The sequence below is a fragment of the Paenibacillus sp. 2003 genome (genome assembly GCF_031455635.1).
Classification (GTDB): domain Bacteria; phylum Bacillota; class Bacilli; order Paenibacillales; family Paenibacillaceae; genus Paenibacillus; species Paenibacillus amylolyticus_B.
Genome location: NZ_JAVDTB010000002.1, coordinates 601231 through 620956, shown reverse-complemented (window position 1 = coordinate 620956; position 19726 = coordinate 601231). Strand labels below are relative to the sequence as shown.

Sequence of the window (19726 nt, the reverse complement as noted above, 5' to 3'; positions counted from 1 at the left end):
ACGTGAAGCGTGGAGAAAATTCTGAAGCTCCTGGTAGAGAGTGTCAAGGACCAGAAGATGAACAAAACAACGGCGGCTCAGATCGTGAAAATGCTAAAAGAAGGGGAAAAGAAACCCGTCAAGGATATCGCCATCATCGGTATTTCAGCCAAGTTGCCCAATATGGAAACACTGGATGACTACTGGGATAATATCCAAAGTGGTGTAGATTGCATACGTCCCATTCCCAAGACACGAAAATCGGATATGGACGCTATTCTCTCTTATATGGATATACCTGAGGGAGATATTCAATATTACGAAGCGGCGTACCTGGACAATATTGACCAATTCGACCATGAATTCTTTCGTTTGCCTCCCAAAGAAGCCAGTTTAACGGATGTTAATCAGCGTTTGTTTATGGAGACGGCATGGGATGCCATGGAGGATGCAGGATACGGTAACGATAAATTATCGGGCACCAATACAGGTGTCTATGTAGGCTTTTCCAACAATATCAAAGATATGTATATGCGATATATTACCGAAACGATGCAGACAAGTGCACTGTCCATTGTCGGGAATTTGGCTTCCATATTATCCAATCGAATCTCGTATCTTCTGAATCTGAAGGGACCCAGTATTGTTGTTGATACAGCGTGTTCCTCTTCACTCGTAGCTGTCGCCATGGCATGTCAGGCCATACGGAACAAGGAATGTGATATGGCAATTGCGGGCGGTGTGAAACTTCATCTCATGACACGCGAGAATCAGAATGAGAAAATCGGGATGGAATCTCCAGACTATCGGACCAAAACATTTGATGATTCTGCAAATGGGGCGGGAATGGGCGAAGGAGTCACTGCTTTATTGCTGAAACCACTAGACGCTGCAATGCGTGATGGGGATCAGATCTATGCGGTAATTAAAGGTTTGGCCGTCAATCAGGATGGAAGTTCTGGCGGATTGACTGTACCGAACCCGTCCACTCAGGCTGAGTTGATTGTAAAAGCGTGGGAGGACGGTAACATTGATCCCGAAACGATCTCGTACTTCGAACCGCATGGTACGGGGACAGAATTGGGAGATCCCATTGAGATTAAGGGAATTCAGAACGCGTTTAAGAAATATACTTCCAAGAAACAATTTTGTGCGATCGGTTCGGTTAAAACCAATATCGGTCATCTGTACGAAGCGGCTGGAACTGCTGGCTTAATTAAAGCAATTCTGGCGCTGAAAAATAAAAAACTCCCTCCAACCTTGAACTTTGAAAAGCCAAATAGAGCGATTGACTTCAGTGGATCACCCGTTTACGTGAATACTACACTGCGAGAGTGGACCACGGATGGAACAACTCCAAGACGGTGTGGTATCAGTTCTTTTGGAATTGGGGGAACCAACTGTCATCTTGTGCTTGAGGAAGCGCCGGATCGGGCAAATGCAGAGCATAAAGCGAACACTTCTGTAACAGATCCATCCATTCTGACGTTGTCCGCCAAGTCTGAGGAATCGCTGCGTCAGATGATCAGTAAGTATATCTATTTTCTTGAAAAAGATGAACTGCCAACATTACAAGATATATGTTATACCGCCAACACGGGAAGAGGGAAATTCCCATATCGGGTAGCAATCATAATGAACAGCAACATCGATTTGCATCAGAAACTTACCCAGCTGGAGCGTTCAAAGCAGCTATTTGGTACTTCACATGGTTCGCACATCTATACCGGTTTTCACAAGCTGGTTCAAGATGAGGAGGCAGCGGATCAGGAATTCAGAATGTCGCTCTCATCCAGACATGAGATGAGCGTATCGCTGGGACAAGCTCTTGGAAAATTCATGAACAGTGGGCAGCAAGACGTCAATGCGTTACATCAAGCTGCTTCATTCTATGTCTCTGGGGGCGATGCTGACTGGGAAGCGCTTTATGCGAATCAGAGTGTATACAAGGTCAGTTTGCCATCCTACGCATTTCAGACGCACAGATGTTGGATCGACATTCCAAAACGTAACAGAAGATCAGAAAAGGTACAGGCAGAGGGCATGTTTTATCAAGCTGTATGGCAACGATATAAGCCCGTATCTCGAGATTCTGTCGTCTCAAAAATGAAAGGCACCGTACTTCTCTTCCGCGGAAACGATCAAGTCAGTGCTGCCTTGACGGTTCGATTGGAGCGTGAGCCCGAAGCACGAGTCATTCAGGTAGCCTGGGGGGATCGTTACGAGAAGTATGATGATTCGCACTATGTGATTCGTGGCGATGAAAGTGACTACATTCAGTTATTGGATGATATTAAGGGTCAGGGGCTAACCAGTATTATTCACGGGTTTACTCTGGCAGAGAATGATTCAGATGATTATTTACAAAGCGAGGAACAATTGAAGTTAAGCCAGGACCGTGGAATTCAGAGTGCATTCTATTTGACCCGTGCCATTCTACATCATCATATGACAGAGGGACTTCAGCTTCAATTCATATCCTCTCTAGCGAATGCAGTTACGGGTTATGAAGGTCAGGTAAGACCGGAGAATGCAACGCTTAACGGATTCGCGAAAGTCATTGAACAGGAGTATCCGGAGATATCCTGCCGATTCATTGATGTGGATACAGATACCGATGCGGATACGATCTATGCAGAATTGAATGGCTCCCATGACCGTTTCCAAGTAGCGTATCGACATAATCAGTCATACGTAGAAGAATTGGATATTGCCAATATTCTGGAAGCCAGTCATGAGGAAGTAACTATTCGTGAGAACGGTTTATATCTTATTGCTGGTGGAACAGGCGGAATTGGTTTGCAATTCGCGAAGCATCTGGCTAATGAGCGCTGCATTCGTCTGGCGCTAATCAGTCGTAAGGCGATGCCTGATCGCACTGTGTGGGACAAGCTTATTCAAGAAAAAGATCCAAAGATAATATCCATAGAAATGATTGAACGAATGAAAACCATTATGGAGCTTGAAGCCGGAGGATCAAGTGTTGAATTAATCAGTGCAGACATCTCCGATCTGGAGCAGATGACTCAGGTTGTGCAGAGGTTGAGAACAAAATATGGACAAATCCATGGGGTAATTAATAGCGCTGGTGTTGCCAATGATGGCTTGATTATCCGCAAGGAAGAGGTTGCATTCCAAGAGGTTCTGAGACCGAAGGTTCAGGGAACCTGGGTTCTGAATCAAGTAACAGCGCAGGAACCACTCGATTTCTTCGTTATGTTTTCTTCTGGCATATCCATGTTAGGAGAACCGGGACAGAGCGATTATGTTGCTGCAAACTGTTTTCTGGATAGCTTTGCGTCTTACCGCGCAAATGGATCGGGCCGAACGCTAACTATTAACTGGCCTGCCTGGAAGGAAACCGGGATGGCTGCCAGATTTGGTCTGAATGTGGATACAGCTTTCAAGACGTTAGCGACTCATCAAGCGATCAGTGCTTTTGACATGGTATTGAGCCGTCGTATACGTCGAGTGTTGATCGGTGAACCCAATTATGCGAGTGAACTCCTACCGTTGCTAGAGTCGTCAAGGATTATTCGATTTTCGGAAGCCATGACAGCTCGAATTCAACAGGGACGTAATCATTTGAATCATCATAACAACCAGCTGACGAGAACTGAATATGAACAAAAGGTTGAACTGCACGGACGAGATAACGGTATATATACAACTACGGAGAAGGAACTTGCCCAACTGGTGGGACATGTTCTCGGGTTTACCGGGTTAGATGTATATGACAACTTGTTTGAACTTGGCGTTGATTCAATATCAATGATGCGCATTATTACTGAAATACGGGTACGCTACCATGTTCATCTAAACTACCACACTTTCTTTGAAGGTATGAATCTGGCAAAGCTTGCAATTCATCTGATTAGTGCACTCAAGGAAACTGGAGCGATATCCGAGTATCCCCAGCAAGAGCCGGATCCGGCGACCCTGTATGAGGACTTCCCTTTGACAGAAGTACAGATGGCTTATCTGTTAGGGCGAGACGAGCGGTTTGAGATGGGGGGAACATCCACTCACTATTATCTGGAATTGGAAACCAAATTGAACATGGCGCATTTCCAGACTGCATTGCAAAAAGTGATTCAGCGCCATCCAATGCTGCGAGCGGTCATATTGCCGGAGGGCATACAACGAATATTGCCACAGGTACCAGATTATCAACTGGAAATCGTTGATGTGTGCCATCTGAATGAGCAGGAAAAGTGGAAACACATTGAGGTGGAACGGGATCGAATGTCCCATCATGTGTTTGAGCCGAGCCAATGGCCGCTGTTTGAATTCAAAGCTTTTAAAATAGATGATACACGGCATTACCTGTTATTCGGTTATGATCTGCTGATCTGTGATAGTGCGAGTATCCAGATCCTTGGAGAGGACCTGGTGCATTATTGCCGCGAGCCGGAAACGGAACTTCCTGCACTGAAGTTTTCGTTCAAGGATTATATGATGGCATACGGACAACTCAAAAAAGGTGAGATGTACGCACGTGACAAGAAGTACTGGATGGATCAGTTGGACACTTTCCCTTCCGCCCCAGCACTTCCGTTGAAGCAGGAGCCCAGACATATCAAGAAACCGCATTTTTCACGGCTAAGCTGGATATTGGAACAAGATCCGTGGGACCAATTAAAGCATAAGGCACAGCAAAAAAATGTAACACCTTCCGCGCTTCTGTGTACTGCCTTTGCTCGAGTTTTGGCCCGTTGGAGCAATCAGGATCGACTTGCCATCAATCTGGCGGCGTTTAACCGCTTTCCATTTCATGAAGAAACCAATCAAATTATCGGTGATTTTACATCCATCATGTTGCTTGAAATTAACGAACAACAAAACAAACCTTTTTGGGAACAAGCAAGAGATGTGCAGAGTGGCATGCTCAATATGTTGGAACATCGACATTATGACGGCGTGGAATTCATACGAGAACTGGCCCGTCATCGAGAAGCGGGTACTTCCGCCATTATGCCGATTGTATACACCAGCACATTATTTGTGGATGCCATTGGAAGTTGGCAGCATATCGGTGATCTGAAAATGGGTATCAGCCAGACTTCCCAAGTCTACCTTGATAATCAGGTAATGGAGACTGACGGGAGACTGACCATTAACTGGGACTATATACAGGATCTTTTTCATTACGATACACTTTCCGCCATGTTCGATGATTATACAGCGATAATTACTCATCTGTGTGAGCAAGAGGATATCGAGTTTTTACCAGGTTTGCCTGAACAGGATAAGGCCATATGGAAGGCATTTAATGCAACAGCACAATCATTTCCTATATCTACACTGCATGGGTCTTTTATGGAGCAGGCGACCAAGACTCCTTATCAGACAGCATTGATATACGGTAATCAGCAATTGACTTATCAACAGCTGGATGAACGTTCCAATCAACTCGCTCATTACTTGACGCAACAAGGAATAACACGGGGAGACCGGGTGGGATTGCTAGCCAAACGTGGTATGGAGACCATTATGAATACCATCGGCATTCTAAAAGCAGGAGCGGTATACGTGCCTGTTGATCCCGATTATCCTGAAGATCGTCAGCAATACATTTTACAAAATAGTAACTGCAAAATGTTGCTGTTACCCGAACTTTATACGGTTGAGGGACTGGCTGAATTTCCGGTGGAGCCACTGGAAAATGGTGCAGCACCTGACGATCTTGCCTACATTATATATACTTCTGGCAGCACAGGAACTCCAAAAGGGGTAGCTACTGCCCATGGACCGGCAATGAATACCATTCGGGATATTAATATGAAGTTTGAAGTGACGGATCAAGATCGGATTCTTGGTATCTCTTCAATGTGCTTTGATCTGTCAGTCTATGATATTTTCGGTGCACTTGCGACGGGTGCAGCACTTGTGATCATTGCTGATCAGCGTGATATTCATGACATGTACGACGCGATACAACAGCATAAAGTAACCCTCTGGAATTCAGTTCCAGCCATTATGCAACTGATGGCAGATTACGTAACCGATCAAACCAATGAACAATTAAGACTCATCCTGCTCAGTGGGGACTGGATACCGAAGAAATTGCCAGAGCAAGTGCATGGGCGTTTTCCTTCAGCACAGGTTATCAGCTTGGGAGGTGCGACAGAGGCATCCATTTGGTCTATCTATTATCCCATTGATACTGTCAAGTCTGATTGGAAGAGCATCCCGTATGGAAGACCACTTGCGAATCAGACATTCTATACGCTTGACTACAAGGGTTGTCTGAGTCCAGTCGATGTCATTGGTGAGCTGTGTATCGGTGGAGCAGGATTGGCTCAAGGATACTTTAATGATCCGGTGAGGACCGACAATGCATTTTTTAATCATCCGGAATTGGGACGTTTATACCGCACAGGTGATTTTGGAGTCTTGCGAAGAGAAGGTTACATTGAATTCCTTGGCAGACGGGATTCCCAAGTGAAAATCAGGGGTTATCGGGTTGAACTTGGAGAAATTGAAAGCCGACTATCTACAGTTCCTAGCGTGAAGCAGGCTGTCGTTATAGATAAAGTGGACATGCAAGGAACAAAGGTACTGGTAGCCTATTACTCAGCGGAGCGAAGCTATGACGAATTGGAGATGAAGCGTCTTTTGGCAAAAGCACTTCCGGATTACATGGTTCCTCAGCATTTAATCCAGTTGCCTGAATTTCCACTTACACCCAATGGAAAGATTGATCGGAAAGCGTTACCGGAACCAACCTTTGGACAACAGTCCAGTGCACTTGCAGGAACGGAAAGCCCAACGGAGCAAAGGTTAATTGAACTCTGTGAATCGGTATTTGGTATGAATGGAATAGGAACTCACGACAGCTTTTTCCAGATGGGGATCAATTCAATTCTAATGGTGCAGCTGGTGAATCGGATTGGGCAGGAATTCAATCAGCGTCTCAGCTTCAAGGAATTTATGGCCCTGAGAGATATTTATGAACTGGCGGCTCTGCTTGAGAACTCTGTGGAAAATGAAGAGTCAGTGGGAACAATTCATTATCCGCAGCATGATCCATGCCCTGATCCTGAAGGCCGACCATTCCCGCTGACCGAGGTACAGATGGCTTATGTCGCAGGAAGAAGTCAGGCTTTTGAAATGGGGGGCACTTCTACACACGGTTACCTTGAATTCGAAACTCAACTGGAGATGACGCGCTTTAATGAAGCACTAATCAAGCTGATTGAACATCATCCTATGCTGCGGGCAATTATCCTGCCTACCGGAGAGCAACGAATCCTTCCACATGTACCTGTATACCGGATGGATATTGAAGATATCAGTGGTTTGAGTCCTGACGAGATGGAACGGGTGATCATAGCCGAAAGAGAACGCATGTCTCATCATATTTTTGAATTGGAGAAATGGCCTTTATTTGAGATACGCGCCAAAAAAATATCTACGGATACACATCTGCTATTGTTTGGATATGATCTGCTCATTGCTGATGGGGCAAGCATACAGATCTTCAATAATGATCTACTGAAATTCTATCATCATCCCGAGATTAATCCGGAGCCTAATCCATTTACATTCCGCGATTATATTCTTGCTTACAATGAATTCCGTAAATCGAATACGTATCTGGCTGACAAACAATACTGGCTTGCCCGAGTAGAGGAGTTCCCAGCAGCACCTGCACTCCCATTGAAGATAGATCCTGCACAGATCAGCGAGCCGAAATTCAAGCGACTTAATGAAGTGTTTGAACCACAGCGTTGGGAGATATTGAAAAAGATTGCTAATGGACACGGGCTAACACCTTCAGCGCTTCTCTGTGCAGCCTATGCCCAGATCTTATCGTACTGGAGCAATCAACAGAAGATTGCACTGAACCTGACAGTCTTCAATCGTTATCCATTCCACCCAAGCATACAGGATATCATTGGGGACTTTACTTCCATGATTTTAATTGATGTGGATATGGCTTCGGGGAATGATTTTATGGGTCATGTGCGTCATGTTCAGGACAGTATACTGGAGGCGCTGGAGCACAGGCATTATGAAGGCATTGAATTCATACGTGATCTCTCCAAGCATCATCAAATGGGGAACAAGACCGTAATGCCAATTGTCTTCACAAGTATGATCTTTAATGAACGTGAGACATCTGAAGCAACTCAGGGACTGATTGGAAAGGTTCGAACTGGGGTTAGCCAAACATCGCAGGTATATCTGGATCATCAGGCTTCGGATGCGGGAGGGCAACTAACGCTAACCTGGGATTACGTGGATGACTTGTTTGACCAACAGGTGGTCGAAACGATGTTTGCGCAATATATTGCGCTGCTGGATGGCCTAATTGTGGGAGAAACGATTACAGGGCCTGACATTCCTTCAGTCGATCGCAGCATTTTGGAAAGGTATAACCAATCAGAAGAAAATATCATGCCAACAACATTGCAACATTTGTTTGACCGGATAGCTAAACATTATCCAGATCAGGACGCACTGTTGTTTGAGGATGAGCGGATGACGTATTCGGAGCTGGACCGAAGATCCGGTCAACTGGCAGGATATTTACTTGAACAGGAGATCGGGCGAGGGGTTCGAGTTGGCGTTGTAGCAAGGCGCCGTATGGAGACCATTGTAAATGTAATGGCTATACTTCGCACTGGTGCGGCATATGTACCACTTGATCCGGATTATCCTGAAGATCGGCAAGCTTACATGCTTAAGAATAGTGATTGTCAAATTGTATTGGACGTGGATGCCTATGATCAGGTCTCGGCTTCAGGTTATCCTCTACTCGAAGGTGAGCCATCTGGAACACCTGATGACATTGCATATGTAATCTATACCTCGGGAAGTACGGGTAGACCGAAGGGGGTTGCCATTACTCATGGGGCTGTAACGAATACGATTCAGGATATGAACAGAAAGTTCGGTGTTCATGAGAAGGATCGCATGCTTGGCGTATCTTCCATGTGTTTCGATTTATCCGTATATGACGTGTTCGGTGCACTTTCCTCGGGTGCAGCTCTCGTAATTGTATCCGACCAAAGAGATATCCGAATGATGAAAGAGGCCGTTGATCGCCATCAGGTTACAATCTGGAATTCGGTTCCAGCAATTATGGATATGTTCATGGATCGCCTGGAATCCGATGCTGGACGAAGCTACCGTTGGGCAAGTGATGAAGAGATTCAGGCGTCAACCCAACTGGCTGTAGAGAAAGAGTCAGTAGAATCGGTGTACCACTGGTCATTCTCCACGCTGTGGCGAATGGATGGAAAGCATATCTACGTGGATGAGTTCAAATGCCCTGAATATGCAACAGGTATGTTCCCTGAACTGTATTTCTTGGCACAAAAGGGGATTCGGCAATCCGAGATTGCTTCTTTCTTCCCGAATGTACCTGCTAGTGAAGTGAATTCGCTCATGGAACTGCTTATTCGCAAACGTGCTTTGGTCAGCGGACTTATGGAGCCGGCAGAAATTTTCAAGAAGCAGACGCAGTTATTCCGCAATCCGTATGACGAAAAGGTGGCATACGATGCACAGGCATACGAAGCATTCAAAAAAATACAGTTGCATCGTAATTTCGGTGAGAACACCACACTTGAGGTCTCACTGGAGCGTGGTGTTGAATATCCTGATTTCATCTCCAAGCGACGTTCTCATCGTTCCTTTAAGGAGGATCAGCCTGTCACCATGAAACAGTTCTCCGATCTGATGGGAGTACTGGGTCAGTATGATCAAGGACAGGAAATTCGTTATTACTATCCTTCTGCGGGAGGACTATACCCGATAGATGTGTTTGTGTATGTGAAGGAAGGGAGAGTTGCGGGAATGGAGGCGGGCTTGTACTACTTTAGTCCAGTGGATCACACGGTACGCCTTATTCATGGGAACCAGTCATTCTCAGATGAAATGCACTATTACACGAACAGGTCCATTTATCAGTCTTCAGCGTTTACTGTTTTCTTCATTTACAACGCTGAAGCAACCATGCCGAAATATGGCGCGCAAGGCTATTTATACTCCCTTATTGATACCGGAATTATGGTGTCCACACTAAACAGTGTTGGAGAGATGTTGGGCATTGGGATGTGTTCGATCGGAGATATGCCTTTTGATAAAGTAAAACCGTTATTCAATTTAAATGAAAATCAGATCTGGCTTCACACGGTGGAAGCAGGATTGAAGCCAGACGATGAAATGGCTTCTACGGAAGAATGGAGCAGCAGAAATTATATCAGACAAAATCCAAGCGTATCGATATCCTATGGCGAAAACCCAATGGCTGCTGACCCATCCCTACTAACGGAACGTTCCGTAGCAGTCCTGGGTGCACAGACCGCTCCGCTGGCTAAGTTAAATATCCAAAGTTCTGATATAGAAAGAGCAGTAAACAACATAAACGAGGGTAATCATCAAAGCAGTCTTCGTCTTATACTACTCAGCGGTGACTGGATACCTCTATCGTTACCGGGCAAAGTCAGAAAACTGTGTCCTGATGCAAGCATTGTGAGTCTTGGTGGTGCAACAGAGGCTAGCATTTGGTCCATTTATTACCCTATTAAATCAATATCTGATGAGTGGAACAGTATCCCTTACGGGTATCCGTTGGCGAATCAAACATTCCATGTGCTCGATTATAAATTGCGTCCATGTCCGGTTGATGTTCCAGGTGAGATGTTTATCGGCGGAGTAGGTCTTGCAAATCAATATGTGAATGACTTGGATAAAACGGAGAAAGCATTCATTCAGCATCCGCTCCTTGGTCGTTTGTATAGAACGGGAGACCATGGCGTCATGCGCAAAGAGGGATACATTGAATTTTTGGGCAGAAAGGACAACCAGATCAAAATCAGGGGGCATCGCGTGGAACTTGGTGAAATTGAAGCCATATTCATTCAGCACCACGCCTTGAAGCGTGTGTATGTAATGGACAGGCAGAACGAGCAAAAGAAAAAATATCTGTGTGCCTATTATGTCTCTGATCAAGAAGTTTCCATTGCTGAATTGCGAGAGTTTCTGATATCCAGATTGCCGGAGTACATGGTGCCTGCATTCTTTATCCGTTTGGAAGCCATCCCTCTAACAGCGAATGGAAAAATCAATCGTAATGCATTACCTGAACCAACAGTTCTACACACAGCTCAGGTCCAGTACAAGGCTCCCGCCAATGATATTGAGAAACAATTGGTACAGATATGGAGCGAAGTACTTGGCAATGCTCACATTGGTGTGAATCAGCATTTCTTTGAGATCGGCGGCGATTCTGTTCTGATGATCAAAGCACATGCCAGACTTGATGACCAATATCCGGGAATTGTGAAAATAACCGACATGTTTAATTTGCCAACTATTTCGGATATTACCGCATTTATCGAGAATCAGTTGGACGAGATGGATGTAATCCATGTATCAAGATCCCGCATTCCTTTGTCCATGGATTATTTCGTGGAGGGAGATTCAACATCAAACGAAACAGAAGAGTTGCAGTTTGCCTTATCAGCAGAACTCTATGATCGTGTGGTGAATGCTGCCAGCAGGTGGGACGTGGAGGTGGATGATATTTTATTTGCCGGCTTTGCGTACCTTCTCGCACAGACCTCCAACAGTGATCGGATGAGTGTGCATGCAGCCATTGGGCAGTCCGATTATATTCAAGTATTTGATCTGGACTTCGGATCGTTGGAACAATTTAATGAATTATTCCAGCTTATCCATCAATCCAAGGGTCAAGATGGCAGAGAGACCTTCCACACCAAGCATGTTAGTACACTTTTGCAGGAACCCGGTACGGGAACTTTACCTTTGTTCTATAACGCTGGTGCAGTTGCTTCGGGAGTGCCGGTGTCAGAACTGTACGACTTAACGTTACAAGTGGTTCATCAGGAGGACAGCCTGCACTTTATATGTGGATTCCGTTCAATTAAATGGCGGAAAAGCAAGGTCGAGTCACTCTTGCAACTCTACTTTAAACTACTGAACCCGATACTCGAATGATCTCAAGCCGACTGTAAAGGAGAGCAAAATGAGAAAAGGATTAATGGGAAGTATTAAACTGGATGATCTCCTGGAATCCGGGGCAGAATCGGTCGATATCGAGAGTGTTTCGACTAAGGACATTGCCATTATTGGAATGTCCGGCAGATTCCCGGGTGCAGAGGAACTCGAGGCATATTGGAGCAATCTGGTTAACGGTGTGGACAGTATCAGCGATTTTCCCGCAGAACGACAATCTTTCACAGATTATTATATGAAGACACGGGGAGAGTCGGTCACATATACCAAAGCAGGGTTTTTGAATCATATTGACCGATTCGATTATCGTTTCTTCAACCTGTCTCCCCGTGAAGCTTCTCTCATGGACCCCAATCAGCGGTTGTTTCTTGAAACGGCCTGGCATGCCATTGAGAATTCGGGATATGGAGGCGGTAAACTTAAAGGAAGCAATACAGGTGTGTACGTTGGGTTTCGTAACGATGAAGTATATGACTACAAAAGATTAATTACTGACTTGGAACCTCAGGCAGATCCCAGTGCAGTTCCAGGTAATCTGGCCTCCATTCTGGCTAGCCGGATTTCTTACTTGCTGGATCTGAAGGGGCCGAGCCTTTGTCTCGATACAGCATGCTCATCTTCTCTCGTAGCCATCCATCTCGCGTCCCAGGCCATTCGAAACGGAGATTGTGATCTGGCTGTCGCTGGTGGCGTAAAGATACGTTTGTTTCCCCTGGATGAAGGGAACAAGCTTGGTGTGGAAGCGCCAGATGGCAAAGTGAAGGCGTTCGATGCAGATTCGGATGGGACGGTGTGGGGTGAAGGCGCTGCTGCTATTATACTCAAACCTTTGAACAAAGCACTCAAGGATCGAGACCATATTTACGCAGTCATTAAAGGAAGTGCTGTGAATCAGGATGGAACTTCCGTTGGCATTACAGCGCCTAATACCGCCTCACAGACAGATTTGCTGGTGAAAGCATGGAAAAATGCGGGGATTAACCCGGAGACGCTAAATTATATTGAAACACATGGTACGGGGACAGATATGGGAGATCCCATAGAGTTTGAGGCCATTCGCAGAGCGTTCCAAAAGTTTACGAACAAGAAACAATTCTGTGCTATCGGTTCAGTGAAGACGAATGTGGGCCACTTGGATTGTGTAGCCGGCATGGCTTCGCTTTTCAAGGTTATTATGGGAATGCGTGAAGGCATGATGCCACCCACACTTCATTTTCAGCGTCAAAACTCAAAAATCAACTTTGAAGATTCTCCGGTCTATCTCAACACACGCCCTAGAATATGGCATGCCGAAGGAGCTCCACGCAGATGTGGTGTCAGCGCGTTTGGTCTAAGTGGAACCAATAGTCACATTGTAGTTGAAGAGCCGCCACTTTATCACAGGGCAGATCCCGCAACGATCCCGGATATGCAAATTTTGACGATCTCTGCCAAAAGTGCTGCCAGCTTAACAAAGCTGGTGCATGCCTATCAGGCCTTGCTCGCTTCAGATCCTGAACTTTCGCTGGCAGATCTATCATTTTCGGCTAATACCGGACGGGGGCACTATACTCAAAGGCTTGCGATCACTTACAGTGATCGCAAGGATTTGGAAAGAAAATTGAAGCTGGTATCAGACGCGAATGGGGGTCCAGATCTCGAGATAAACGGAGTGCGTACAGGCATGCATCGGATTATAACAGCGGGTGCAGGGGAGTCCACGCGAAGTACAGGAGAAATCACGGAGCAGGAGGCCAGACTACTTGGACAGAAGGCCAAGGCATGGCTTGCTGAACCTCATCTTCATCCGAGGCAAGTGCTGTTGGAGGCCATTTGTGATTTGTATGTTCAGGGAGCCGATGTGAGTTGGGAGGATCTGTACAGAGAAAAGTCTGTGCGCAGAATTCCACTTCCTTCATACCAGTTTGAACCGAACATATGCTGGCTGGACTGGAAATCGGACATGGATCAAGGCCAGACAGCTGACATGGCTCGGAGCATGTATAGAACACGCTGGATCGCGGACTCTTTGGAACCACCCAAACCCGATGAGTCGCAGCAGCCAATTGATGATGGGATAACCCTGATATTGCGAAAAGCTAAAGACCTTGAAGGCGAAAGGCTCGAAACCACCTTGCGTAATCTGGGACGAAAGCTGGTATCCGTGACATTTGACGGAGATGTTGCTGTTATGGAAGGACTCTCAGGTCTAGTGCAACTTTCTTCAGAGGATGCTTATGATCACCTGCTTGGTGCACTGCCTTTCAATGATATAACCCGGGTTATTCATCTACTGAGTTCAACGCCCAGAATGCAGGTGCACAATCTGGCGGATCTTTCTCAGGCGGAAATAGAGGGTCCTCTGAGTCTGTTCAGACTGGTCAAATCCCTTGTGCAGAGAGCAGTGTCTGGCCCTGTAGAAATATCAATTGCTACGACAACTGCTTATCAAGTGACGGGGGACGAAGTGGAACTGTATCCTGAGCACGCTGCCTTGATTGGCTGGGCTAACGTTATAGGAAAGGAATATCCGCATATCCGTTGTCAGTGCATTGACAGAGATGAACATAGTTCACTTGAATCTATTCCGGAGTTGGTTGGTGGTATAGGCATCTCCAACGAGAATTCTGCCTATCGGAATGGGATTCGTTATGTTGAACAGCTGGATGAATGGAACACGGAGACTCAGGAAAATAGGGACTGGCAACTGGTTGAAGATGGAGTATACATCATAACTGGTGGAGCAGGGGGGATAGGTTCAGAGATTGGGAGATGGATGGCTGGTCAGGCAAAGGTACGAATTGTCCTACTGGGACGGACAGAATTACCCAACAGAGAGCAATGGCCAATGCTTCGTAAGAATGGGAAAGACCTAACTGCTATTCAGCAGATTATTCGTGAAATAGATGCCATGGAAAGTCTCGGAGCAATGGTAACTTATTTTAGCGTAGATGTATCCGATGAAATGCGTCTTGCTCATACGTTGGATGATATCAGAAAAACGTTTGGTTCTATACGTGGAATTGTGCATTGTGCAGGAACGGGCAGTAATCTGTCTACCGATCAGAAGAGTGAAGATGACGTCAAGCGCACGTTGGCGCCCAAGATCAGGGGGACATGGCTGCTTGATCAACTTACCCGACAAGATCAGCCTGATTTTATGCTGCTATGTTCTTCTGTCGCTACAACATTCAGCACGTTGACTATGGGAGATTACGTTGCAGCCAATGCCTACCTGGATACGTTCGCTGCACAACGAACCAAGCAGGGACTTCACACACTCGCCATTAACTGGGTGACCTGGAGGGAGCGGGGAATGGCAGCACGCTCGGGTTTTACGGCGGATACTATATTTAAGGCCATTTTGCCTGAACAGGCGATCCATACTCTCGCAGACGTTGTTACTCAAAAAGTAGACCGCGTTATTATCGGGGAATTAAACATAGATGGTGGGGGCATTCCTTTACTCGAGCGTTCAGGGATTCGGGTTGCTCCACCTTTGCTCGAAAGATTGAAGAGAATGAAGTCTAGGACCAGGTCTATAGCGGATATGGCTTCTACCCGATCACTTTCACAACATGGCACGGATCAGGTGATCCTCACTGGAAAAGAAAAAGAGGATTACACCGAAGCAGAACGACGTGTCGCTGATGTTTGCAGACAGGTATTGGGTTTCGAGGAAATTAACATCCATGAAAATTTCTTTGAACTGGGAGCCGATTCCCTCTTGTTAAAAACGATGCATGCCAGATTGGAACTGCTTGATCCAGGTTCGCTTATGATTACGGACTTGTTTGAGCACGCAACGGTTTATAAGCTGGCCCGTTTTTTGGTAGATAAACGCCAGGGAAGCAACAACATGACACATCATGCAACGATGAAAGGAACGGAACAGGACATAGCCATTATTGGCATTTCCGTCAAACTGCCTAACGCCAACAACACTGATGAATTCTGGGACAATATTCGCAACGGGTTGGATTGCAGGACCGCATTGTCTGCAGAACGAAAGGATGCCATTGATCGCTATATTCGATATAAACAGTTTCCTGAGGGCAGCGTTGCTATTGTGGAAGGGTCCTATATTGATGAGATTGATAAGTTCGATAATACCTTTTTCCGTTTGTCTCCCAAGGAAGCAAGCCTGATGGACCCGCATCAGCGTCTCTTCCTGCAGGCATGCTGGGAAGCAGTTGAAGATGCCGGTTGTGTAGAAGACATTAGTGGAAGTCATACCGGGGTGTTTGTTGGATACTCGCCGAATATTCGCGATATGTATTCACGCCTTATTTATGAAACCAATCCGACTCTGCTATCCAGCGCTATGGTGGGCAACACAGCAGCAGTTACCTCTGGAAGAGTATCTTATATGCTGGACTTGAAAGGGCCATCGATGGTCGTAGATACAGCCTGTTCATCATCCCTCGTTGCTGTAGATGCTGCTTGTCAATCGATTCGTAGCGGCAAGTGTGAAATGGCCATAGCTGGTGGGATTAAAATCCATACCATGCCGATTCATCACACGAATACACGCATGGGAATAGGCATGGAATCCATGGATGGAATCACTCGTGCATTTGATGAGGAATCGGAAGGGACGGGATTTGGCGAAGGCATTGGTGTAATCATGCTCAAACCACTCGAAAAAGCTAAACAGGATGGCGACCAAATCTATGCGGTCATTAAGGGATCAGCATCCAATCAGGATGGCAGTTCTGCCGGGATGACAGCACCAAATCCGGCGGCTCAGGAAGACGTGATTCGCAAAGCATGGGATGATGCCGGCATTGATCCTGCGACTATTGGTTATGTGGAAGCCCACGGGACGGGTACACCTTTAGGGGACCCGATTGAAGTAAACAGTTTGACGAATGCATTCCGTATGTTCACCGACAAACGAAATTTCTGTGCTATTGGATCTGTCAAAGCCAATATGGGTCATCTGCTTGAAGCAGCGGGAATCGTCGGGTTGATCAAAGCGGCGTTGGCTCTTAAAAACAAGGAATTGCCTGCAACGATTCACTTTAATCGACCCAATGAAAATATCCCGTTTTACGATTCTGCCATATACGTCAACACCGTTACTCGTAAGTGGGAGGTTGAAGGCCATCCGCGGCGAGCTGGCGTCAGTGCGTTTGGCATGAGCGGAACCAATGCCCATATTGTGCTGGAAGAACCACCGGCAGACTATACCCATAAAGAACTGTCTGACCATGTTCCTCACGTTGGGCCACAGTTGTTCATGCTTTCGGCCAAATCACGCGAGAGCTTGCAGCAACTTGTTACGAGGTACGTTGCATATGGTCCACAATTATTACAAATGGATCTGCAGGATATATGTTACACGGTCCAGGCTGGGCGCAGTCATTATCCGCATCGATTAATTTTTGCAGTGAATACGACAATGGAGCTTGTCTCCAGTTTGATTGAATTGAACCGGCTCTATTTTTGGGAGTCTGAACTGGGCGAAGCAGGCAAGGTTTTCTATCGTTATGGAGAACACCGATTGGTATCAGGTACGGATGGGATTAGACGTCCGGATGATCTTACTCTGGTTCAGAAGGAAAGTTTGAACGCCGAAATTCAAGAAGTCGCATTAGCGTGGAAGAACGGCCTCTACAGGGACGAATCCATGCAGGTCAAAATTAGTGAGTTGTATTCGGCGGGCGCAGATTTGCCACCATTATTATGGAATGACGGACAGGCACCTCGTAAAGTGCGGCTCCCGGTGTATGCTTTCGAGCGTAAGACACACTGGCTGGACATACCCGACGTCGCCCCGGTAAAAGTGGAACGTATGGAACAACCATTTCATGTTATTCGTTGGGTTAACACTCCATCCACCGATGGGACATCATGGATGTCCTCCGAATCTGGAGATGTATTATTGTTCACAGGAAAAACTGCTCTTTCGGCATCGATCTATGAGAGATTACTAGCTGCGGGTCGGAAGGTTGTAAGAGTAGAGATTGGACTTCAAAAGGATTCTACTCCAGACGATGGATGGTATGGCGTTGATTCAAATAAACAGGCGTATGAGGATTTGTTAACCGATCTTCAATCTGAGTATCAATTCACACATATTATCCATATGTCAACGACTGAGCAAGCAGTATTTCCCGAGAGTATCGAACAATTAGAGGTGACCCAGCAGCGTGGGGCTCGCAGCCTGATGTATCTTACACAGGCGCTGGCACATGTGGGTTATGAACGCGGACTGAGCCTTACGCTGGTATCTGATTATGTGAACGAAGTGACAGGCAATGAACGTGTCCTTCAGCCGCAACAAGCTCCTTTTATGGGAATGGGACGGGTTGTAGGTCAGGAATTGATGGGCATATCCTGCAAGTTTCTGGACGTGGATGATGTTGTCTCTGCTGAAGATGTGTTACAAGAGATCGGCCGAAAGTCTGAGCTATATCTTGTTGCTTACCGGGAAGGTACTCGTTATGAGGAACAGTTCGAGACTTTGGACGATACGACGGTAATCGGCCATTCGCCAGCAATTCAAAATGACGGTGTATACGTGATTACTGGCGGCACGAAAGGCATTGGTTTGGAAGTCGCCCAGTACTTGGCTGACAAGGGTGCAGGACATGTTGCTTTGCTTGCCCGTTCACCTTTTCCGCCGCGTGACCAGTGGACTGAATGGCTTGATCAGAACAGAGACAGGGAAGTGTGCGAGACGATAAATCGGGTGATGGATCTGGAGAAGAAAGGAACGTCATGTTCATTTTATCAAGTGGATGTCGGGCATCTGGATAGGCTACGTGAGATATTTGATGAACTTCGACATACCTGCGGTCCCATTCGTGGCGTAGTCCACAGTGCCGGTGTACCTGGTGAAGGCATGCTGATGCGCAAGACGGAGGAACAGTTCTCAGCGGTGACAGGTCCCAAAGTCCAAGGAACATGGGCGCTTGATCAGGTCACGCTTGAGGATAATCTTGACTTCTTCCTGCTCTTCTCCACGATCTCTTCGGTGTTTGCTGCTCCGGGCCAAGGGGACTATGCTGCAGCAAATGCATACCTGGATGCATTTGCTGCATATCGAAGCAAGCTTGGGAAACGAACCCTAACTATGAATTGGAACACATGGAGAGATACGGGGATGGGCGTTCGTTACGGTATCAATGTGGATGGCGTATTCTCCGCCATTCCTACGGAGCAGGGCATTGCATGGCTGGATCGTGCGATGGGAATGACCTTGAACCGGGTGATCGTCGGCGAGATCAATCGTGAAAGCAAATTGCTTGGTATGATGTCAAGTGTTGCTGTGAGACTATCTGATGACCTGAGATCCCTCGCTACTGATGAGAAGACTGTTTTTACTGAAACTCAGAACCAGACCGGTTATGCAGAAGTTACTCTGGATGGCAGGACAGGAGAAGGAGCATATAGCGATGCTGAGGATCTGATTGCCAAAATCTTCGGTTCGGTACTAGGGTTCAGTGAAATCAATATTTATGACAGTTTCTTCGAATTAGGGGGAGATTCGATCATGTTGGGCCAGATGCATGAGTTATTGGATCGGCATTTCCCCAATAAAATCAAACTGGTAGATCTGTTCGAATATACAACTGTAGACAAACTCAGCAATTACATTGCAGGCAATGAGCAACATATCCTGCAAGCTGCACCGATAACATCCGCATCAGAAGAGCAGGACGGAGATTGGAATGACTCATTAAGCCATATGCTGGACAAGTTGCAGGACGGGGAAGTATCTGTCGAAGACATTCTTCATCGTTTGGATGAAATACGGCCAGGGGAGTGA

At 46.3% G+C, this 19726-nt stretch carries 2 protein-coding genes; both read left to right on the top strand.

What is annotated here, in order from left to right; translation table 11 throughout:
• Window positions 1-9 precede the first annotated feature (9 nt).
• Window positions 10-11952, top strand: a complete 11943-nt coding sequence (locus J2X75_RS14670) for a non-ribosomal peptide synthetase (RefSeq protein WP_310337437.1) — start codon at window positions 10-12, stop codon at window positions 11950-11952.
• 28 nt (window positions 11953-11980) lie between these two features.
• Window positions 11981-19726 (top strand): SDR family NAD(P)-dependent oxidoreductase, encoded by a 7746-nt coding sequence (locus tag J2X75_RS14665; protein WP_310337435.1) that lies wholly within the window; start codon window positions 11981-11983, stop codon window positions 19724-19726.

Bases quoted from the DNA above. Each gene is read 5' to 3' on its own strand.
- J2X75_RS14665 (WP_310337435.1), top strand. From the start codon at position 11,981: ATGAGAAAAGGATTAATGGGAAGTATTAAACTGGATGATCTCCTGGAA.